The organism is Pseudomonas sp. FSL W5-0299 (assembly GCF_005930655.1).
Lineage (GTDB): Bacteria > Pseudomonadota > Gammaproteobacteria > Pseudomonadales > Pseudomonadaceae > Aquipseudomonas > Aquipseudomonas mandelii.
Map to the genome: position 1 here is coordinate 1 of NZ_RXHX01000053.1, position 20,994 is coordinate 20,994.

22 protein-coding genes are annotated in these 20,994 nt (G+C 58.2%); 9 read left to right on the forward strand and 13 right to left on the reverse strand.

Annotated elements, in window-relative coordinates; genetic code table 11:
- Nucleotides 1-23: 23 nt before the first annotated feature.
- Together FHL16_RS31760 and FHL16_RS31765 are read right to left on the reverse strand one after the other, a co-directional pair.
- Nucleotides 24-347 carry a hypothetical protein gene (locus tag FHL16_RS31760; RefSeq protein ID WP_077750355.1) on the reverse strand — a complete coding sequence of 108 codons (324 nt, stop codon included), beginning with the start codon at nt 345-347 and terminating at the stop codon, nt 24-26.
- A gap of 131 nt (nt 348-478) precedes the next feature.
- A complete protein-coding gene (locus tag FHL16_RS31765; protein WP_077750356.1) occupies nt 479-1,051 on the reverse strand; it encodes a chorismate mutase in 573 nt (190 codons plus the stop codon).
- Between the two features lie 172 nt (nt 1,052-1,223).
- On the opposite strand from FHL16_RS31765, the gene FHL16_RS31770 reads away from it, so the two are divergent.
- Entirely contained in the window at nt 1,224-2,069 is an 846-nt protein-coding gene (locus FHL16_RS31770; protein WP_077750357.1) for a helix-turn-helix transcriptional regulator, read from the forward strand.
- Nucleotides 2,070-2,115: 46 nt separating this feature from the next.
- Here FHL16_RS31770 and FHL16_RS31775 read toward each other — a convergent pair whose 3' ends face one another.
- Nucleotides 2,116-2,625, reverse strand: a complete 510-nt coding sequence (locus tag FHL16_RS31775) for a YkgB family protein (RefSeq protein ID WP_077750358.1) — start codon at nt 2,623-2,625, stop codon at nt 2,116-2,118.
- Between the two features lie 363 nt (nt 2,626-2,988).
- Nucleotides 2,989-3,915: a LysR substrate-binding domain-containing protein gene (locus FHL16_RS31780; protein ID WP_077750359.1), complete on the reverse strand. Its 927-nt coding sequence runs from the start codon at nt 3,913-3,915 to the stop codon at nt 2,989-2,991.
- 142 nt (nt 3,916-4,057) lie between these two features.
- On the opposite strand from FHL16_RS31780, the gene FHL16_RS31785 reads away from it, so the two are divergent.
- Nucleotides 4,058-4,459 (forward strand): RidA family protein, encoded by a 402-nt coding sequence (locus FHL16_RS31785; protein ID WP_010459176.1) that lies wholly within the window; start codon nt 4,058-4,060, stop codon nt 4,457-4,459.
- A gap of 86 nt (nt 4,460-4,545) precedes the next feature.
- On the opposite strand, the gene FHL16_RS31790 is transcribed toward FHL16_RS31785, so the two are convergent.
- Nucleotides 4,546-4,950, reverse strand: coding sequence for a DUF6632 domain-containing protein (locus FHL16_RS31790; protein WP_077750360.1), 405 nt, complete (start codon nt 4,948-4,950; stop codon nt 4,546-4,548).
- A gap of 397 nt (nt 4,951-5,347) precedes the next feature.
- Here FHL16_RS31790 and FHL16_RS31795 point away from each other — a divergent pair, with 397 nt between their 5' ends.
- From FHL16_RS31795 to FHL16_RS31805, 3 genes are all read left to right on the forward strand, one after another.
- Nucleotides 5,348-5,890, forward strand: coding sequence for a DinB family protein (locus FHL16_RS31795; RefSeq protein ID WP_077750361.1), 543 nt, complete (start codon nt 5,348-5,350; stop codon nt 5,888-5,890).
- A 328-nt stretch (nt 5,891-6,218) separates the two neighbouring features.
- The gene (locus tag FHL16_RS31800; protein WP_138739105.1) at nt 6,219-7,766 is read left to right on the forward strand and encodes a hypothetical protein; all 1,548 of its coding nucleotides are present in this window, start codon (nt 6,219-6,221) and stop codon (nt 7,764-7,766) included.
- Between the two features lie 97 nt (nt 7,767-7,863).
- Nucleotides 7,864-9,840, forward strand: a complete 1,977-nt coding sequence (locus FHL16_RS31805; protein ID WP_077750363.1) for a hypothetical protein — start codon at nt 7,864-7,866, stop codon at nt 9,838-9,840.
- A 264-nt stretch (nt 9,841-10,104) separates the two neighbouring features.
- On the opposite strand, the gene FHL16_RS31810 is transcribed toward FHL16_RS31805, so the two are convergent.
- On the reverse strand, nt 10,105-11,040 hold the full coding sequence (locus FHL16_RS31810) for a DMT family transporter (protein WP_077750364.1): 936 nt from the start codon (nt 11,038-11,040) through the stop codon (nt 10,105-10,107).
- Between the two features lie 74 nt (nt 11,041-11,114).
- Here FHL16_RS31810 and FHL16_RS31815 point away from each other — a divergent pair, with 74 nt between their 5' ends.
- Nucleotides 11,115-11,969: a LysR family transcriptional regulator gene (locus FHL16_RS31815; protein ID WP_077750365.1), complete on the forward strand. Its 855-nt coding sequence runs from the start codon at nt 11,115-11,117 to the stop codon at nt 11,967-11,969.
- 204 nt (nt 11,970-12,173) lie between these two features.
- On the opposite strand, the gene FHL16_RS34620 is transcribed toward FHL16_RS31815, so the two are convergent.
- From FHL16_RS34620 to FHL16_RS31845, 5 genes are all read right to left on the reverse strand, one after another.
- Nucleotides 12,174-12,473 carry a hypothetical protein gene (locus tag FHL16_RS34620; RefSeq protein WP_077750366.1) on the reverse strand — a complete coding sequence of 100 codons (300 nt, stop codon included), beginning with the start codon at nt 12,471-12,473 and terminating at the stop codon, nt 12,174-12,176.
- 92 nt (nt 12,474-12,565) lie between these two features.
- A complete protein-coding gene (locus FHL16_RS31825; protein WP_077750367.1) occupies nt 12,566-13,285 on the reverse strand; it encodes an NADPH-dependent F420 reductase in 720 nt (239 codons plus the stop codon).
- 343 nt (nt 13,286-13,628) lie between these two features.
- Nucleotides 13,629-14,189, reverse strand: coding sequence for a hypothetical protein (locus FHL16_RS31835; RefSeq protein ID WP_077750368.1), 561 nt, complete (start codon nt 14,187-14,189; stop codon nt 13,629-13,631).
- A gap of 60 nt (nt 14,190-14,249) precedes the next feature.
- A complete protein-coding gene (locus tag FHL16_RS31840) occupies nt 14,250-14,744 on the reverse strand; it encodes a PaaI family thioesterase (RefSeq protein ID WP_077750369.1) in 495 nt (164 codons plus the stop codon).
- Nucleotides 14,745-14,824: 80 nt separating this feature from the next.
- Nucleotides 14,825-15,829, reverse strand: coding sequence for a LacI family DNA-binding transcriptional regulator (locus FHL16_RS31845; protein WP_077750370.1), 1,005 nt, complete (start codon nt 15,827-15,829; stop codon nt 14,825-14,827).
- Nucleotides 15,830-16,056: 227 nt separating this feature from the next.
- Here FHL16_RS31845 and FHL16_RS31850 point away from each other — a divergent pair, with 227 nt between their 5' ends.
- Genes FHL16_RS31850 through FHL16_RS31860 form a run of 3 tightly spaced genes read left to right on the forward strand, consistent with a single transcriptional unit; the run spans nt 16,057 to nt 19,579 of the window.
- The gene (locus tag FHL16_RS31850) at nt 16,057-17,196 is read left to right on the forward strand and encodes a Gfo/Idh/MocA family protein (RefSeq protein WP_177346269.1); all 1,140 of its coding nucleotides are present in this window, start codon (nt 16,057-16,059) and stop codon (nt 17,194-17,196) included.
- Nucleotides 17,193-18,290: a sugar phosphate isomerase/epimerase family protein gene (locus FHL16_RS31855; protein ID WP_077750372.1), complete on the forward strand. Its 1,098-nt coding sequence runs from the start codon at nt 17,193-17,195 to the stop codon at nt 18,288-18,290. Before FHL16_RS31850 ends, FHL16_RS31855 begins: the two co-directional genes overlap by 4 nt.
- Nucleotides 18,291-18,346: 56 nt before the next feature.
- On the forward strand, nt 18,347-19,579 hold the full coding sequence (locus tag FHL16_RS31860) for a nucleoside permease (protein ID WP_077750373.1): 1,233 nt from the start codon (nt 18,347-18,349) through the stop codon (nt 19,577-19,579).
- Here FHL16_RS31860 and FHL16_RS31865 read toward each other — a convergent pair.
- Nucleotides 19,564-20,256: a class I SAM-dependent methyltransferase gene (locus tag FHL16_RS31865; RefSeq protein ID WP_077750374.1), complete on the reverse strand. Its 693-nt coding sequence runs from the start codon at nt 20,254-20,256 to the stop codon at nt 19,564-19,566. The genes FHL16_RS31860 and FHL16_RS31865 overlap by 16 nt on opposite strands.
- A gap of 86 nt (nt 20,257-20,342) precedes the next feature.
- Nucleotides 20,343-20,873 (reverse strand): glyoxalase superfamily protein, encoded by a 531-nt coding sequence (locus tag FHL16_RS31870; RefSeq protein ID WP_077750375.1) that lies wholly within the window; start codon nt 20,871-20,873, stop codon nt 20,343-20,345.
- Between the last annotated feature and the right edge of the window lie 121 nt (nt 20,874-20,994).

Here is a 20,994-nt window from a genome sequence, read left to right on the forward strand (position 1 = left end):
GGTACCGCTGTGAAGCCATTCATTCAGGCGACGCGGTTTTCAATCAGGCGGTCGGAACCACCTTCAGCGACGCGGTTTTCGATCAGACGGTCGGAACCACCTTCGGCAACGCGGTTTTCGATCAGACGGTCGGAACCACCTTCGGCGACGCGGTTTTCAATCAGACGGTCGGAACCACCTTCAGCAACGCGGTTTTCAATCAGACGATCCGAACCACCTTCAGCCACGCGGCTTTCAATCAGACGATCCGAGCCGCCTTCAGCGACAACCGGGTGAGCAGAGGTAGCGGCGAAAGCGTTAACTGCAAAAACCGAGAAAGCGATGCTGAGAAGGATTTGGCGTTTCATGATGGTGTGCTCCGGGGTGTAGTTGTTTGGTATGGAGGCGATGTTACGCCCCGGAGTTTTTAAGAGAACTTCATTGAGTTAATGGTGACTATTGATGCAGTCAATGGCTGCCCGAGACTACCGTCGGCCTGTCACTGATCGGCGACACACAGCTCCCCGGTCGCGCGTATCAATGCCTGACCATGCAGTTGGTCCTTGATCAGGCCGGCGCGTGCCTCGCCCAGCCAGTTGGGGCAGTTCGGGTCTTTGCGATAGGGCGCGAACTCAGCGTATTGCTGCAACAGCCGGTTTTGCAGCTCATCCAGTTGGGGCCTGATCTGTTTGGCAAGGTCCGGCCGCGGTGTGTCAGGCGCCTTGCCGGCCGCCCGCCAATTGGCGAGCAGTCCGTACTGCACGAGCTTGTTGGCTTCGATCTGTGCGGCGATCAACTCGGCGACCTGTTCCGGGTCCAGTTTGCGTTTAATCGCCATCTTCCTGGCGTTAGCGATGACTTGCGCTTCTCGGGCACTGTCCTGGATGGGTTTGCCGCTGTCCCACTTGGCCAGCGCCACCAAATCACCAATGTTCAGTCGCTCATTCATCGTCACCAGCAGCGGTTGCAAACTCTCGGGCGCTGGGGAGGGCGTGCTCGCCTGTGCGCCGCCAGCGAATAAACCGATCAGGGCGCAGGCCAGCAGTTGCGGGATGCGTGGGGAGTGGGGCATAAGCAAAACCTCGTCAGAACTCAGGACTCACACAATCAGGTGTTGTGTATCACACAGGTGCGCCAAGCATACAACGCCTGGAGCGCCCGCCGCGTGGGGAAAGGACCCAATCGGACCGCAACCCCCTCGGTGATATGCTCTTTCGTGTCTACACTTCTCCCAGAGATCGCCCATGGATCGCTTGTCTACACTGTTGTCGCAGTTCGGCGTGCGCGCCAACCTCTTTTACAACGGCAAGCTTTGCGGCATGGCGTCTTACGATGGTGCTGACACGCGGGGTCATATTCACCTGCTTCAGGCCGGTGCCCTCACGTTGCTGGGGCTCGATCGCAAGGACTTGCTGCTGACTCGGCCCAGTCTGATTTTTCTGCCCCGACCACGCCGGCATCAACTGTTCGCCAATGAACCCGAAGGGGCTCAACTCCTGTGCGCATCAATGGAGTTCGAGGGTGGGGTTGATAACCCGCTGTCGGCTTCGTTACCCGATTTGCTGGTGCTGCCCCTGGATGAGCTACCGATGCTGGCCGACACGTTGAGATGGATGTTTGTTGAGGCGGCGGGCGGACATTGCGGCAGGGAGGCTGCGCTGGATCGCTTGTTCGAATTGCTGATCATCCTGTTGTTTCGGCATCTGCTCGACCACCACCAGTTGCACACCGGAATGATGGCCGGGCTGGCCGATTCACGATTGGCGCGCTCCCTGGTCCAGATTCACAACGCACCGCATCGTCCCTGGTCGATTGCCGAGCTTGCGAGCGAGTCAAACATGTCGCGCGCGGCCTATGCCGTGCATTTCCGGGCCGTCATCGGGCAGACACCGGCCGATTATCTGTTGAGTTGGCGTATCAGCCTGGCGCAGAAGCGTCTGCGTGAAGGGCGACCGATCACGCTGATCGCCGCCGAGGTCGGTTATGAAAGTCCTTCGGCGCTTGCCCGCGCTTTTCGTCGCAAGACGGGCTACAGCCCTCGGGACTGGATGAAGGATTCGGCAGGAGAGGCTGATGGCGAAATGGCCTGAAAACCTCGAGCGGTTTCAGGCCATTCCTGGAGGACAAATCATCGGTTCAACGCGATTCCAGTGCAGTCAGAGAATGGCCGGCCACGAAAACCGAAGCGGCAAGCAAGCCGATATCCTTCAGGAGAAACTGACCAGGTGCAACCGAAATGGCCGGGAAACCGAGGCCGGGTTCAATCACGCCAGGTGTCGACAACATGAAGCTCAAGGTCGTGAAAAACAATCCGGCAGACAACGCACCCCCGATCAATGAAAGCTTGGGTGACAGCAGGCGCCCCGCAATAAGGAGTCCGATCGAGACTTCCAGGATACCGAGCAGACTGGAGAACGTATCCACACTGAAAATGTTGTAAACCCAACCGAGGAAAGGGCTGTTGCTTACCAACGGGACCAGGCCCTCGGCTTCATAGTGCGTGAACTTCATGCCGCCGAACCAGAAGTAAATGATGGCCAGAGCAACGTAAGCACCGTAGGTGCCGATCGCCGTGGTTCTAACCCCGAGCGATGCTTTCTGAGTGACGCCGGTCGTTCTGCAGTTCTCATTGTTCAAGGTAGTCATGATTCAGGCTTCCAATAATGTGGGGATTCAAACCCAGCGCGGTTTACGTTGGGAGTGGACACAGTGTTGCCTTTGACTCCACGCTCTTGGCTTCTGAACGTATTGAGAACTGTGCAGATCGTCTTGACTCACTTCAGGTCTTGAAAAGAGGAGGGCGGCTGGACCATCGCGTCCCGACGCCTGCCCATGACACTGGCCAGCCTGTTGCTGTCCCTGGAAATGATCTTCGCGACCTGCCTGGGGCTGCTGTTGTACTTACCAGGGCCCTCGGTGCCGGAGGGGCATCGCATTGATCGTGGTGGGAGCCGTCACAGCGATCATTTGGACAAAGCGACCGCCATGGCGAATTCCCCAACGCTGTATTCACGAGTCATATCCGTCGCTGACCGGCGCATGGTGTGCCATCAGCTCAGCGACCCAATCGATGAACACGCGCAGTTTGATACTGATATGCCGATTTGGCGGAAATGCCACGTAGATGGGCATCGGATCGAGTTTCCAGCTCTCGAACAGGGGCACTAACTCGCCGCGTGCTTCGAAGGTCTTGGACATGTACTTTGGCAGCCACAGCACGCCCAGTCCGGCAAGGCCGGCCGCGAGGTAGGCATTGCCATCGTCGACTGCCAGCGCGTAGCGACCTTTGATCCGGACACTCTCAACGTCGTTGTGCAGGGCATAGGGCACGGCTTTGCCGGTGCGCGCCCACAGGAAACCGACGATACGGTGATGCGAATCTTCCAGCTCCCGCGGATGCGCAGGCGTACCGACGCGTGCCAGGTAGCTGGGCGCTGCAAAAACACCAAGCTGGAGGTCGCCTACTCGTCGGGCCATTAACGACTGATCCGTCAGCTCGCCGCCGCGCACCACGCAATCGACGTTCTCATCAATCATATCCACGATACGATCGCTGACGCCCATGTCGATCTGGATGTCTGGGTACCGCTCGTAAAACGCAGGCAACGCGGGTACGAGAATCATGCTGGCCAGCGGGCTTGGCACATCCACTCGCAACCGGCCCCTGGGCAGCGTCGAGGCGCCGGACAGGCTGGTCTCGGCGTCGTCCATGTCGGCCAGCAATTGGAGCACTCGCTCGTAATAAACGGCACCGTCGGCGGTGACGTTGACTTTGCGAGTCGTGCGGTTAAGTAATTTGACGCGCAACCGTGCCTCAAGCTGCTGGACCAGTTGTGTCACGGTGGTCTTGCTCATGTGCAGTGTTTCGGCTGCCTTGGTGAAGCTGCCCGCTTCCACCACTCGAGCAAATGCCTGCATTGCATCAAAACGGTCCATTGCTGCCCCGGCTATCGATCAGATTGTTTGGATTTCACAAACAGTGATAGCTACGGTTGCTTGTTTATCGCCCAGGCACAAGTCCTTACAGTCTCGACATCGTTTGTTCCGGGTCTGCGTAGACCCATTGATGGAGGCACCTATGACACAGCGTGATGTTGTTTTTCCACCCGGACGCCAGGCGCTTTATGAGCGCAATCGCTATTCGCCGGCTATCAAGTCCAATGGTTTCTTATTCGTGTCGGGACAAGTCGGCAGTAACGAAGACGGCTCGCCCGAACCCGATCTGGAGGCCCAGGTTCGACTCGCGTTCAACAATTTGAATGCAATCCTGGGCGCTGCCGGTTGCACCTTCGACGATGTGATTGACGTCACCGTCTTCATCGTCGATCCCGAATCAAAGTTCGAGACGATCTGGAAGGTTCTGCCAGAGTTCTGGGGTAACGCGCCGCACCCGACGCTGACCGGCGTCGGCGTCACGTGGCTCTACGGTTACCAGTTCGAGATCAAGGTGATCGCCAAGCTTCCAGAAACCACGGGATGAGCTGAGATTTGACGTATCGACAGCTCGCCCGTGGTTGCTTTACTGAAACGCAATTTTCGTCCCGATCCTGACAGTCAAACCTGCTCTTAGGCCCCATTGTGTGTCCGGGGCTGAGCGGCCAATTGCGAGCGGGGCGTCAAGATGGCCAAGGCAACCGCTACGATGAAAAGCGCCGGCACGTCACCTGCCAAGTGCCCCAGTTGCCCCGGCTGGGTGAGCGCCTGGACGGTCATGATTCCTCCGTGAACGGCGCTAGACCATACGGTGAACCAGATTAGGCTCAGATTGGCTAATGGGTCGCGTGCGGCCAGGATCAAGAACACCCCAAGTGTGGCGTAGATGCCAACGATCATCATCGGGTAGTCCGAGTGACCGACGTGCCAGGCCCAGCCGGATGGCCAGACCAACATCAGTGGGTAGAGAGCAAGGCACGCGAGGCCAGCCAAAACTAGAACGACGCGCAAATACCTGAGGCGATCGACTACGGTCATGGCGGACTCCTCTTTGGGCCTAACTCTAAGTTGACCTCAAGTGGGGTGATAACACCTTCACGGGCTTGGTCGACTACATTCCTTGCTCTGTCATCTTGCCCGACTAGACCGGGCATTGTGACTGTCGGGCGACCGCTGAAGGGGTTTATACACCATGGTCGAAAAGCCCATCTGCTCAATCAGTTCCGGCAGTAGACCAAGCATAGCTACTCATTAGCTATCGCTTCGTTCACCGGCTGTTTTTGGCCGATTGTTGCCTGTCGCGAAGTGCAGCAACCGACCCGATATAGCCGGTCACGTGTCTACGAAATCAAGGGCGATTCAAAAAGCCTTGCTCTAGAATGGCCCCAGATGAGCGTGGAACGCTTGTCTAGTATTCACTCAAAGGATGAACACGATGGGCCGCACCGACCATATCTGCCAGATGGCTATCTATAACGATTGGATGAACGCAAAGGTTTATGAGGCGGCCAGAAGTCTGATAGATGAAGAGCTGTCAGTGGATAGGAAAGCATTCTTTGGTTCTATTCTCGGGACGTTGAATCACCTGGTGGCCGGGGACACTATCTGGCTAAAGCGATTTGCCAGGCACCCGGCGAATCACTTGGCTCTGGAGCCGATTCGACAGCTTCCGGCCCCCAAAAGCCTCGACCAGTTACTGCTCTCAAATATCCGAGAACTTTCGGCACATCGCGTTTGGCTCGATCAGGTGATTGTCGAGTGGTCTCGCTCGATTACAGAGGCGGATTTAGATTACACCCTCAATTACACAAGCATGAAAGGAACCCCCGCTGACAGGAGCTTTTATGGCTTGGTCATGCATTTCTTCAACCACCAGACTCATCACCGAGGCCAAGTTACTACTCTGCTGTCACAAGCGGGTGTCGACGTAGGCGATACTGATCTGGTCCTCCTTATTCCTTCCGAGTCGCGCACATAATCTAAAAACCAGCGCTAGACCGGGATTTTCATGTCATACCGGGCTGGTAAACCAGCGTGGCCATTTGAAATGACTACTGTGTTCTGAACGGACGCAAGGGGTGATCGGCTCATTCGTCAGCGTCCCGCTTCTAGCCGATTACTGCCCGTCGCCCTTGCGCGCGATTGATCAGCAAAGCTCAGAGAAATGTGAATATTCAAATTAGGCGCCTCTTGAGCTCAATGCGGGACAGCTCGCTTGTGCTTTCAAAAGCCCGTTCTACACTTGCTGAAATCATATAGAGCCATCATTTTGATGTCATGCAATATGACTCAAGGAGGAGTGTGTAATGAAACGTTTCGTTCCTACGCGCGATTGGAACATCATCCCTCTGCTGGTGACCTGTGTACTACTAACCAGTTGTATCTCTGTTCCCACGGGAACGACGCATGTCTATCGCAAATCGGATGTTGCCAAGCCTGCAACCCCTCCAGCACAACCAGCCGCGGGTGCGGTGGTATTTGACAAAACGCTGTTCAAGAACGCTGTCGATCCCCATTTGACCATCCGCAAGGCCGGTACTGATAAAAGCAACGCTGATGTGTTTGCCATCTATCTCAGCGACGGCTATTTCAAGTACCTGAAAGACATGGGCGGTGTTAACGAGGTTGTGGTGGTGGCCGAGTTCACTGAAACCAACGCTGGCACGGAGTCAGATACTGTTACCCGTGTACTGGGCCCCTATTTCGGCGTGTCCGACAAAGCCCGTACTCCATTCCTCAACAAGCTGCTCTACGGTCCGAAAACACTCGACGCCGACCACCTCAACATGAGGCTAACGGTGATTGAGTACGACCAAGGCGAGAACCAGAACTCTGCCGCATTCCTAGACTTCATCCAGTCCGTCACCCAGACCCTTTCCCTGGCCAACCCGGTCACAGCTTCGGAACAAGCCTTCGCCAAGGAAATTGCCAAGAGCCTTCTGAGCTTGAACAAAGATGATGTAGTCATGGAAATCGACATTAACTTCACCGGCAATGCCGGTCAGTTGGCGAAGGTGGATTCCAACGGCTCCTACATTCCTTTGAGTGTGGGGGACTATGTCTTGATCAACAAAGAGCACTGTGTTTCGGCCAATTGCTTTTTGCAGATGACGAATGAAGGACGCTCCTGGAACCCCTTCGCCTGGATCGGCGATATCGCCATGCTGGTGCCCACTGCCGTGCGCCGTGGCTGGGCGGATACACCCGACGGCCCAGCGCTGGCAGACATTAATAGCGACGAGCTGGATTACGTCGATCACAGGCTTACCAAGAAAAAACCAGTGAACCCATCAGATATCCCTGGTTCCGCCCTTCGGTCCAATCCCGAGCCCTTCACTGACAAAACCTGGCTCGCTCTGTCCATCGTCAAGGGCGGCGACGCCTCACTCTGGCAGAAACGCAAACTGTTGACCCAAGCAGAAACCTCCATCCAGAAAATGATCAAGGTCCGCGGTGGGCCACTGGCCTTCAGCCAGGATTATCAAACCGCCAGACAGGCGCTGGAGGAGGCCCGAGAAGCCGAGCGCCTGAGTAGTTCTGGCGTTACTTTCGTCTCCCCACTGTCTGGCAGCGGTGACTTCATCCCCACGACAGGCGACGGTGAATACTGCCTGTACCACTCAAACAACCTGACGGAGGTAGTGGCTGGTTTCTACCGCATGGATACCAAGAGCGTGCCCCAGCAACTGCCATCCACCGCCATCGTCAAGAACGCTGCGAAAACCACACCCAACAACACCTGTTTCACTGTCACGGCCTCAGCGCGTACGGTAGGTACCTACGACATGATCGCGGCGTACAAGGTCGCAGGCGAAGTCTTTACCCAGAAGGTTCGCTACAAAATCGAAAAATAAGCTTAGGCCCTTTTTATTCCAAACCTCTCCACTTGGCTGAGGTTGCGAATAGGGGGAGCTCAACGAATGACAAAGACAACAATGAAGGGGATTCGTGATGCGGGCTCTCTTAATGGCGATAGGTCTTATAGTTACGCTGCCAGTAATGGGGACAGAGATTGTTTGGTCAGTTGAAAATGGTTTTCCAGTCTTCCGTGGTACGGAGGCATTCAAGAAGATCAAAAACAGTTGGAAGCCTGGGCTATCAGCAAGCGATTTCCTGGCAACACAGAACGCGGCAAGTCTAAGAGAGCTGCTACCCAAGACGTCGGAAACACTATGGAACCCGGCAACCGGGCTTTATGACAAAAAAGCTCTGTTTAAACGTGATCACACGATTGTCGCCCAGGTCAGGGGAGCGCCCGAGGGTGCTTATTGCCTGTGGTTCCGAGATGGAAAGCAATACGGTAAGTCGGTGCCGTGTACCGATGATTTCAAGATCTCGCTTCCTGAGCGTGTGAGCACAAGGCTTAGTGTGGAGCCTGTTGACGGTGAAAAGGGTATAGCGAACGTTTTCATTAAAACTCACACCATCCTTGCATTCGGAGACTCCTTCGCAAGCGGAGAGGGAAATCCCGATAGAGCAGCCATGGGTACGGAAAAATCGACCGACGATTTGACTAAAGGAAGCCGAATACTGAGCGCTAAGGATATGGCCGGAGGCCGATTCTCAAAAGGGGCGGATTGGTGGGACACCACCTGCCACCGCTCACTACTCTCCTGGCAATCAATGTATGCCCTTAAGCTTGTGGTTTCGGACCCACATCTAGTGGTCAGATTTGCATCGTTCAGCTGTTCTGGAGCCGAGATTTACGATGGTTTTTTTCGAGCACAGATGTCACCGCCAGCGAACGATGTTTCCAACCGAGTGGGACATTGGTCAACTCGTGATGGCGGCAATTTTCTTGAGTTAGTTTCAAAGCGCGCGGGTGAGCCACGACAAGAAGATAAAGTAAGTGGTGAATTGCTAAATAAGTCTCAGTTGAACGCCGCGATTCACCTTCTCTGCCCGGAAGATCCCTTCCATGCCGGCTCGCATTCTTTCCAGCCAGAGACGACAGCGCTTGGCAACAGGAAGTACTACGGCGCTGTAAAGTACGATGCTTGCAAAAAGCAGATGCAGGCCGTCGATGAAGTCCTTCTTTCCTTTGGAGGTAACGACTTTGGTTTTTCCGGCGTAGTGAAATGGGGCCTGGTTCCGGGTGGAATATACGAGCGCCAGTGGTCTGACTCGACTAGCGTGATCCTCGCCGGACTCGGTGGTGTACAAGACCTTGTGCACATGACTGGCCTGAGCGGCCTCAGGCTGTACCTTGGAGTGATCAATCCGGAAAGAGCCGCAAATACAGCCAAACCCCATCTCAAAAAGGTGTATGCCAACCTCGGCTACGCACTTACGAACTACCTGCATATTCAGCCCGACAAAGTGCAGGCTCTGCTCTATCCCAACCCCATACAGACACCATTCCAGGAGTACTGCAAGAACCGGCTGAACTTGGGCAATGTCGCAATGACCGAGTCAGTCGTTCAGTACTTGGGCGCTAATCGTGGCAAAAAATTCATGTTCCTGATTGAAGAGGCAAATGGGACGAAAATCGAACAGCAATTCATCAACCATCTTCGCGAGAACCAAGAAGCAGCCATAGGGGATAGCGAGTACACAAAATGGACCACTATCGACTCTCAGCTGGCATTTCAGGGACGTTCATTATGTGCGGTATCCCCCGAGTGTGATGCAGGTGTAACTTGCCCGGAGTCAGAGCGTTTTGCCTGGACCAAGGGCGGGGAGCTCAAGACAAACCACCCATCAATGACACCAATTCCAACCTTTGCGCATTGGGAGCCCTATATCAGCACGCGAACCCGGGGCATCAGGACCGGAAACGACGCTTTCATGACAATGGCCCGCTTCAATTCCAACGGAGAACTCCTTGATGACTGGTTCAGTGGGGCTGTACATCCGGATGCCAAAGCTCATTCAGCTATTGCCGATCTCATCGTATTGCCGACGATCAAGGAACCTGAATCCAATTGAACGATACCGCTCTCGAAGGTCTTTGCTCTGCGAGACGCTTTCACGCACGCTTCCCTTGATTCCAATGAGCTTCAGAGAGGGCATAGGTGCCACGGCACCGCTTGGAGTCAGCACTTAATTGTCTCCGTGTTATGGGACTCGTGCTTCCCACGAAAACAGGAGCCCGCTCCCTAACCTCAGGTTTCTCCTTGAGTGACCGTCCACGTCTGGCCGATTGCAGTCTGTCGGCAAGAGCAACTTCTGCCCCGAAACATCCATCAGCTTTTACCGCCGAGCCTGCCGAGACTCCGACCGAACCACCATCCAGATGCCGACCCCGGACACTGCCATGCCTGACACCATTTGCCATGACAACGGTTCGTTGAACATGGCCCAGGCCCAAAGCATCGTGACGGGCGGGCTCAGGTACAAGACGCTGGCCACTCGTGTGGCTGTCGCCCGGCGCAGGCAGACCCAATAAAGCCCGTAGCCGCCTAACGTAGACAATCCCACCGTCCACAGTACGCTTAGCGCAAACCCCATGCCGGGTATCGGCGCCAGGCTACCTTGCGTGCCCTCGATCAGGGCGAATGCAAAACTCGACACGCAACATTGCAGCCACAGGTTGGGCAGCAGGTCCAGCGATTCAGAGGCGTGCAGATGCTTCTGCCAGAGTGTCGCGATGGCGAGCGAAAGCGTACCGAGCACCGGCAGGCCATACGCCCAGAGGGGCGCGCTACCCCAGGCCAACGCGCCAAGCGTCACGACCACAACGCCAACCAGGCCGATGCCCAGCCCTGCCCAGACTTGCCAGGCCAGTTTTTGCCCCAGCACGCCAGCGGCCAGCAATGCGACCGCCATCGGCAGCAGGTTGGCGAACACCGCGGCAAGGCCCGCCGGTACGCCCAGGGCTATGCCTTGTATGACGCCGGCCAGATAGCCGGCCATGGCCAGAAGACCGATGCCGGCGTTTTTCAGCAACACGGCAGGGGAGGTTTGCCGCAATTGCCTGGCGACGAAAGGAAACAGGATTAGCGTGACCACGACGCAGCGCCAAAACACCACCAACAAGGGGGGCGCATAGTCCATCGAGAATCGCGCGCCGACGAATCCGGAACTCCAGGTCAGAATCAAAGCCGCCTCGAGCAGCGGCAGCGGCATCTTCTGGCGCCAGTGGGGGATGACTTGCTGCTGACAGGAGATCGGTGTGGGCTGGTTCATTGCCACAGGCTACGAAATCGGCCTAATCTAATAAATCAAAATAAAGTGCAGCAGTCATTCACGAAGATTAAATCATGACGGCGATACTCGATATCGAGCTGGTACGTACATTTCATGCGGTGGCGCGGATTGGCAAATTCAGTGCGGCGGCCGAGCAGCTGCATAAAAGCCCGGCGGCGGTGAGCGTGCATATCCAGCGGCTTGAGGCAGTCGCCGGGGGGCGCTTGCTGAATCGCGATAATCAGTCCGTCTCCCTGACCGCACTGGGCAAGCGTTTGCTTTTGTCGACGACAGAACTGCTGAGCACCCATGACCGGGTGCTGGCCGACCTGCATGGAAACCACCTGGCAGGACGCATTACCCTGGGTGTCCCCGACGAATACGCCGCCCATGTCATCCGCGACATCCTGCCGACATTCGCCGCTGCCTGGCCCAACGTGGTGCTGGAGTTGAAGACAGCCCCCAGTGATTCGCTGCGTGACCAGGTCCAGCGTGGAAAGCTTCAGGCCGCGGTGATTGCCCAAGCCAGGGGGCAGCTGACCATGCAGGCGCAATTTCTCGTCGCCACCACGCCGATCTGGGTGGGGCCGGCAAACAAGTCGCTGGCCTCGATGGATCCGCTGCCACTGGCCGTGCATGCGGCGCAATGCCCTTATCGGCAAGCCATGGTGGCATCACTCAAACAAAGCGGCCGCCGGTGGCGCGTGGTGCTGGACAGTCCGTCCAACCAGGCCGTCAGCGCCTGCGTGGAGGCCGGGTTGGCGATCAGTCTGATAGACCGCGCCCGGGTGACGGAAAGTATGCAGATTCTCGACGGTTTGCCCGTCATACCGGAGCATGAGGTCGTGTTTATCCGATCGCCGTCTTCAGATGGGGATGAAGCGGTGGATTTGCTCTCCCAAGCCATGCAGCAGCACTTTCGGCTCTAGTCCGCGAGCAAGGGAAACTGTCAGGCTCGACCGTCCCATGCTGAATGGCATTGCGAGCAAAGCTGCACTACCGTGTAGGTGTAAGCCTTCGTGCCGCAGTCCTATTCTGGTTGAGAGGTGGGTTTCATGAACAACATCATCTACATCGTCGGGTTAGTGGTGGTCGTCGTGGTTATCCTGTCGTTCCTCGGCTTTGCATAGGTTTCAATGCCTGCACTCCGCCAACACCACTTGGCAGGTAGTCGGCGTGCCACCGGATCGGCCGGCATAGCGGATGCAATTATCCATGGATTTTTTACGCGCCATGCTCAAGGTGGAGCCCCAAGCCAGGCCACCCTCGCCAGCGGTGGGAAGCGCTTTTGCATAGCAGGCTGAGCCCACGCTTGAAGTTGCATAGCGAGCGGTGGACGCTTTGCCGGAACATCCCGCGATCAGCGCCAGGTTGATGGCGAGCAGGGAGGGTATGACCCATGACGAGCATTGGCGCGCTGTTCTATTGGCCATCCCGTTTCCCCTGTATCAAGAGGCGAGCCGCGTGGGGTTGTGCTTCATTGAGATTAGACGGTGTTGGACCTGACCCTCTATCGATTTCAACACTAGCGAGCTTCGGCGCAGGTCGCCTCTACATTCAGACAAAGCTCACCGACGCCCCGTCGTTGCTTGAGTTCGGCCTCACGCCAGACGCCGCTGAGCGGGCCGCCCGGCAACCCCTCATTGGCGCGCGCCAGCGGGAACAGCACCGGTACAAATCCGGCATCACGCACTAACCGGACGCCGATATCCCGGGCCTGGGCATCGTCGGCGAAAACAGGAATCGCCTTGTTTTTGCCGGAAAGGCCTTTCATTGAGGCGAAGCCAATGGCGTTGAACGCCCGCACCAGGTGCACGCCGGGCAGATACTGCTGATCCGCCAGGGCCACGCCCATGTCCAGCGCCTTGCGCCCGACATCTGCGTCACGGCCGCCGAATGGATTACTGGTGCTGAATATCACTTTGCCGTCCAGTTTGCCCTTCAACTGTTCGGACAGCGCCGGCATGGCGCCATAGGGAACACTCAACACGATCACATCGCCCCAGGCCGCGGCCTCGGTGACCGAGCCGGCCCGCGCGTTGGGGCCGGCCTCCTTGACCAGGTCCGCCAGCGCCTCGGGGTGGCGTGATGAAAACATCACCGAGTGCCCGGCCTTTACCCAGAGCGTGCCAAGCGTACCGCCGACCTTGCCGGCGCCGATCACGCCGATCTTGAGGGTGTCTGCCATCGCCGGGCTGGTATACAGAACCAGGCCGGCGAGCATCAGAGAGAAGATTCTGGACATGCACTGGGCTCCTCGGTTGGACAGCGGTCTTGGAATCACCGTAGTTGAGCTTACGTCTAAACGAAAGCTGCGGAGGGAGGCGGCGGACGAGCAGGGGTATTTGATGAGCGGCGTGAGGGCTGTTCAGCAAGGGAAGCTATTGTCTATGTGTTCGCCTCGCCAGTTGCCGTCCAACCAGCTCGTCCCTGAGGCGGCTGGCGAGGTGGACCCTCCTGGCCGATTGCTGCCTTTTGATTTCGCTTGTACTGGACTGGACAGCTGCCATGCCGACTCTCGCCAACTGCGAAGATGGTCTATTCACCCTCCAGGGTTGCGGCCACCCGCGCCACTTTCCACGACCCGCCTAGCTGGTCAGTGTAATGGCGACGTCCAGGGCAGAAATGGGCACATAAATCAGGGTGATCGTCGAATACGCTTTGCGCGATTTGGCCTTGAATGCGCAGACCGGGAGAATAATCATGACGACATCCAGCGCCCCCCAAAGCGCCATCGGCGATACCTGAAAGAAGAGGACGTTCACGATGAGGCCGAGCACGAGGTAGGTCGAAAACGATAGAAGGGCGTAGCGCCCATCCTGTTCGAAGTAAACGCGAAGCCCGCTTTGCTCGTCCTCACTTCGACTGGGCAGCAGTAACGCGGCAGAGACAAAAAGCGAGAGCGCCAGGAGCACCAGCAATAAAAACTCGGCAAACGAAAAGGTCGCTTTGATCGTCGGCAACGCGTTGACCGCCCACCAAAAATCCAGCTGGGACGTGAAAAGCATGACCGCCCAGACCAGCGCCACCCAATCAGGCGCGGCGACGCGGCGGATGCGGAACACCGTCAGCGCACCCATCAGCAGGCGAGTGACGGAGAGCCCCAATATCATCGCGAGTACCGTGGCCACGATGGGGAAGTTGCTCATGACACCTCCTTGTAAATTACGCGACCCACACGCAGGATCGATTCCGCTTTCGGTTAGGTCCTACCGACTGTGCGCCGCCGCCGCCAATTGATCGGTATCCACGCGGACAAAAACGGAATCGCCAACCGCCGTGAGTACGTCCCCGGCATAGACCTCGCAGATGACACGGGTTTTGCGTCCGACATCGCCTTCCACTCTGGCACGCAGGGTCAATGGCACACCCATCGGTGTCGGTTTGATGAACTTGATGCCAAGGTTGCCGGTGACGCAATTGATCCGGGGCAGGCTGGCGACTTCGCGGTTTTCCTCACGGTAGTGATAAGCCATCGCCGTCCAGTTGGAATGACAGTCCACCAGCATCGCGATCAACCCGCCGTACACCAACTCCGGCCAGCCGCAATACATGGGATCAGGCACGTGCTCGGCCATGACATGCACGCCGTCCGCATGCCAGAAGCTCTTGATGTGCAGCCCGTGCGGATTGCTGCTGCCGCAGCCGTAACAGACGCCGTCAGGCGCGGCGGTGTCTTGCAGGGAGTTGTCGAGACTGGACATGACAGGCGCTTCCTCATACGAATGAACTCAACCGTCGGATTCTAACGCTGGTATCGGGGTGCGGTCACTTTGGTCATCCGTTAGCGCGCCCTGACAACTGCCGTGCTGTTGCGCAACGTCAACTTGAACGGCAACACCACATGCCGCTGTTCGATCGGTTTCTTCTCGATCAGCGCGATCAACATCTCGACGGCTTTCTGACCGAACGTTTCGGCGGGTTGCGAGATGGTCGTCAGCGGCGGGTCGCAGTACGCCGCGAAGGGGATGTCGTCGAAGCCCACCAATGAAATGTCCTCAGGAACGCGCAGGCCTTGTTGCTTGATGCGTTTCAACGCGCCGATGGCCATTTCATCGTTTTCGCAAAACAACGCCGTGGGACGGTCGGGCAATTCCAGCATCGCGGCGGCACCGTCATGTCCGGCCTTCAGACTGAAATCGCCATGGCAGATCAGCGCGGCATCCGACGTGATACCGGCCTGTTGCAAGGCGTCCTGATAACCGGCCACGCGATCGCGGGTCAGCGGGCTGCTTTTCGGGCCTTTGATCAGGCCGATCCGGCGGTGGCCCAGTTCGATCAAATGTTCGGTCATGGCCTTGGCAGCCGCGCGGTTGTCCAGGCTGATGGTGGGATGACGGCCGCCCTGTATCACCTCGCAGGCATTGACGATCGGCGGTAAATCGGCGCTGGGGAAGGGCGCTTCGAAAGGGTCATAGGCGCGCAACTGGATCACGCCATCGGCCTGATGGGCGTAGACCAATTCGGCAAACTCCCGTTCCACTTCCTCGCGGCCCTGGGTGTCGCACAGCAACAGCCGATACCCGGCGAGCTGGGCGGCTTGCTGCGCGCCGCTGATTACCTTGGCGAAAAACGTGTTGGCGATGGTCGGCACCAGAATCACCAGGTTGCCGGTTCTGCGCGAGCGAAATTGCACCGCCATCTGGTTCGGTCGATAACCGGCTTTTTCCACGGCGGCGTTGACCTTGTCGCGCGTGTCGGGGAGCACGCGTTCAGGCGACTTCAGCGTCCTGGACACTGTGGCGACGGAGACGCCGGCCAGCCTGGCTACTTCGCGGATATTGGACAAGACCACCTCGTTATCGAACTGTGCAGGGGCGAGCTTAACGCAGGTAAGCCCACCCCTGAAATTTTCCTGGAGATTCATCCGGGGTTTGACACCTCGTCAAACAGGGCCTAGATTTCCGTCACGATGTAACCGGTTACATCGGCTTTCGGATGCATTCCTGTAAAGCCGCCGGAAACCGCCTCAAACAGAGAAACGTTGCGATGAGTGTTGCCGTGAAAAAAATAAGAATGGGCTTTGTCGGTGGTGGGGAGGGCGCCTTCATCGGTCAGGCCCACCGTCAGGCCGCCGGGCTCGATGGCCGTTTTGAGTTGGTGTGTGGCGCGTTCAGTCGCGACGCCCGCAACAATCAGGACACCGGCGCCGCGCTGGGATTGTGCGCTTCGCGTTGCTACAGCGACTGGCGGCAGATGCTGGAGGCCGAGCGCGCGCTGCCGGTCGATCAGCGCATGGAGCTGCTGATCATTGTCACCCCCAATCACCTGCACGCGCCGATTGCCAGCCAGGCGCTGAGTGCGGGATTTCATGTGTTCAGTGAGAAACCGGCGGCGTTGAATCTGGCCGAGTTGCTGCCGCTCAAGGCTGTGCTTGAACGCAGCGATCGCCTCTATGGCCTGGCCCACACGTACCTGGGCTATCCGATGGTCTGGCAGGCGCGGCAGATGGTTCGCGACGGGGTGATCGGCTCCGTGCGCAAGGTGATTGTCGAGTACCCCCAAGGCTGGCTGAGCGAGGATGTGGCGGGGCAGGGCAACAAGCAGGCCGGCTGGCGCGACCTGCCTGAGCAGTCCGGGTTGGGCGGCTGCATCGGCGATATCGGCACCCATGCCTTTTCATTGGCCGAATTCGTGGCGGACCAGCCCATCCAGCGCCTGTGCGCGATGTTGAATACCCACGTTGCCAGCCGGCAACTGGACGACGATGCCGCGATGCTGTTCAAGATGGCTGACGGCGCGAGTGGTGTGTTGATTGCCAGCCAGGTCTGCGCGGGTGAAGAGAACCCGTTGAAAATCCGCGTCTACGGCGACAAGGGCGGCCTGGAATGGCGCCAGGAAGAGCCGTCGAGCCTGATCCATCGTTCCCTTGATCAACCAATGCGCGTGCTGCGTTCCGGCGTCGGCCAACCCTGGTTGTGCGACGCCGCGACCCGGCGCATGCGTCTGCCGGCCGGACATCCCGAAGGCTATCTGGAAGCCATGGCCAACCTATACGGCGATTTCTCCACGGCGATTCGCAGCAACGTCGACGGCAACGTGGCCCCCGGCGTGCCGGGCATCGACGTAGGGCTGCGCGGCATGGCCTTCATCGAAACCGTGATTGCCAGTCATCGTGGCGACACGAAATGGACCGAACTGGTCTGCCCTCAATGAACCCGGAGCACTCGCCCGTGAACCCTACTTCTCAAGCAGGCCTGCGCGGCCCGGGGATCTTCCTCGCGCAGTTCATGTCCGCCGAAGCGCCCTTCGACACCCTGGCCAATATTGCCCAGTGGGCGGCGTCGCAAGGCTACAAGGCCATTCAGTTGCCGACCTTGGGCACGCAATACATCGACCTGGCGCGCGCCGCTGAAAGCCAGGAATACTGCGACGAATTGAAGGCAGTCTGCGCTAAAGCGGGCGTCGAGATCAGCGAGTTGTCGACGCACCTGCAAGGTCAACTGGTGGCGGTGCATCCGGCGTTCGACGCCCTGTTCGACGACTTTGCCCCGGCGCATCTACGCGGCCAGCCGCAAGCACGCACCGAATGGGCCATCGAGCAGTTGAAGCTCGCAGCCCGGGCCAGTCAGCGCTTGGGACTGAAGGCCCACGCAACCTTTTCCGGTGCGCTGCTGTGGCCGTATGTCTACCCCTGGCCGCAACGCCCAAGCGGATTGGTCGAACAGGGTTTTGCCGAACTGGCCAAACGCTGGTTGCCGATTCTTGATTGCTTCGAGGAGGCCGGTGTCGACCTGTGCTACGAAATCCACCCCGGTGAAGACCTGCACGACGGCGCCTCGTTCGAACGTTTTCTGGAGGCAGTAGATCACCATCCACGCGCCGCGATTTTGTATGACCCCAGCCATCTGCTGCTCCAGCAAATGGACTACCTGGGCTTCATCGATCGCTACCACGCGCGCATCCGCATGTTCCACGTCAAAGACGCCGAGTTCCGCCCCGATGCGCGTTCGGGCGTCTACGGCGGTTACCAGGGCTGGGTTGAGCGGCCGGGGCGTTTCCGTTCCCTGGGCGATGGCCAGATCGACTTCAAATCGATCTTCAGCAAACTGACCCAATACGACTTCAGCGGTTGGGCCGTGCTTGAGTGGGAGTGTTGCCTCAAGGACTCCGCCCAGGGTGCCGCAGAAGGGGCGGCGTTCATCGAGCGGCACATGATCAGCAAGACGCAGAAGGCCTTCGACGATTTCGCCAGCGTGCAGTCGGACGCAGGTTTCAATCGACGATTGCTGGGGTTGCCCGAGGCCTGATCAAAAAGTTATTCGCTTCTCTCTCCAACAAGAAAAACAATAAGACGGTGACTGTTATGTCCACGATGACCGCGCGCCTGAGCGCCATGATGTTCCTGCAATTCTTTATCTGGGGCGGATGGTTCGTCACCCTCGGTACGTTCCTCGCCAGTAACCTGGGCGCCAGCGGCGGGCAGATCGGCATGGCGTTCTCCACCCAGTCCTGGGGCGCGATCATCGCGCCCTTTGTGATCGGCTTGATCGCCGACCGCTTCTTCAATGCCGAACGCATCCTTGCGGTGCTGCACCTGGTGGGCGCCGTGTTGCTGTATCAGCTGTATCGAGCGCCGGACTTCAGTACGTTTTACCCTTACGTGCTGGCGTACATGATGATCTACATGCCGACCCTGGCACTGGTGAATTCAGTGGCGTTCCGGCAGATGAGCGACCCGGCCCTCGAGTTCTCCCGCATCCGCGTGTGGGGCACCATCGGCTGGATCGTGGCCGGCGTGGTCATCAGCTTTGTGTTTGCCTGGGACTCCCAGGCCCTGATTTCGTCAGGCGGGCTGCGCAACACCTTTCTGATGTCGGCGATTGCGTCTCTGGTGCTCGGCCTCTACAGCTTCACCTTGCCGCGCACCGCGCCACTGAAACCTGAGGTGGGCCGCAGCGGCCTCAAGCAAATGCTCGGGCTGGATGCGTTGAGTTTGCTGAAGGACCGCAGTTACCTGGTGTTCTTCATCGCCTCCATTCTGATCTGCATTCCGTTGGCGTTTTATTACCAGAATGCCAATCCGTTTCTGGCGGAAATCGGCGTAACCAACCCAACGGCGAAAATGGCCATCGGGCAGGTTTCCGAAGTGCTGTTCATGCTGCTTCTGCCGCTGTTCATTCACCGCTTCGGGATCAAGATTGCGCTTTTGGTGGGGATGTTGGCGTGGGCCTTGCGCTACTTGCTGTTCGCCTACGGTAACAATGGCGACCTGGCGTTCATGTTGTTTACCGGCATCGCCTTGCACGGTATCTGCTACGACTTCTTCTTCGTGTCCGGCCAGATCTACACCGACGCCAAAGCGCCGGAGCGTTTCAGAAGCTCGGCCCAAGGGCTCATTACTTTGGCGACCTATGGCCTGGGCATGCTGATCGGCTTCTGGGTCGCAGGGCAGGTGACCGACCACTATGCGCTGACGGGCAGCCATGACTGGAAGAGCATCTGGTTGTTTCCGGCGGGGTTCGCCCTGGCGATCTTTTTCTGCTTTGCGCTGGCGTTCAAGGGGCGGCAGGCAGCGGTTGTTCAATCGACCGTCTGAACAACGCCTTGCCCGCTTTCGGCCACCAACAGCAACGACTGCGGCACCGGACTTTGCGGGTGCTGCGGCTCTTGCAGGACGGCCAGCCGAAAGCCGGCCATGTCCAGCGCATTCAGCCAGCTGGACAAGGTGCGGAAGTACCACGGCATGGGCTGCCACTGGCCCTTGAACCCGGCAAAGGTTTCTTCCCGCCAGCCATCCTGATAGTCGCCTGCCGCGACAGCCCACGGGTGCAGTGTCTGGATCACCAGTGCACCACCAGGGCGGAGCAGGGCGTTCATGGCGGCGAGCAGCGGAATGATGTCCTGGTGCAACAGGGCGAAGTTGGCGCAGATCAGGTCGTAGTCGCGGCCGATGTCCACCTTGGCCTCCACCAATTCGTCATAGCTCGCCACATGCACCTGCGATGACCCCGACGCCCGCGCCGCGTCGACCAGCGTCGCATCGCCATCCACACCGACGGCCGTGATGCCCCGCTGAGCCAGCGCGCGCAGCAACCAGCCCTCGCCGCATCCGAGGTCGAGCACGCGCTCGGGTTGGCGGCCCAGCACGGCCAGCAGGATGGCCTGGTCGGTCACCGTGAGGCGGCTTTCGATGGCGCCGCTGCGGATGGCTGCGATCCAGGCGTGGGCGTTGTGGTGCCAGCTGTCGAGGAGGGTGGATTCGGAGGCGGGCATGTTGGCGTCTGGCGTGGTGGGTTGGTTAGAAGGATAGGACACGTATCAAGGAAACGGGCTGGGTCACCCCAGCCCGCCAGGCAGGATCAGCTTTGGCAGAATCGAATGCGATTGCCGAAGGGGTCATGGACTTCCAACACTTGCCCCCAACCTTGCTGAACGATATCTGGCCGTCCGTATCCGTAGCGTTTGCCCTGTAATTCGTCGCGCAACAGTTCGATATTGTGCATAGGGACAAATGTCGTCGATCCCGGGCTCGCATCGCCATGATGTTCGGAAAGATGGAGCTGCAGACCGTTTCGGCTGATGCCCAGGTACAGCGGCAGATCTGCTTCGAAGCGGTGCTCGAATTCGACGCTGAAGCCTAGAAAATCAAGGTAGAACTCGCGCGCCTTGGTTTCGTCAAACATCCGCAGTATCGGGATGGCTCTGTCGAAGGTAATGGCGGGTTGATCAGGTTCCTGGGGAAGCGTCGCAGACGCTGTGTTCCAGTCCTTGTAACCCAGTTGATGCGCGACCAGCTCAAGCGCGGTTGAGTGAGACGTCGCTTGATTGCGCCCCTCAAGCGAGGCACGCAGCCTCTTGGCCATCTGCTTGGCTTGTTCGATTGAAAACATCGTTCCTCCTGTAGCCAAGGCATTCTGGTGCTCGCGTTGCCAAACCTCGGCTCTCAAGAGATACGACAGGATTTGGGGGAGAAGAAATGCTTTCACCTTTCCCTTCGGGAGCGAGCGGCGG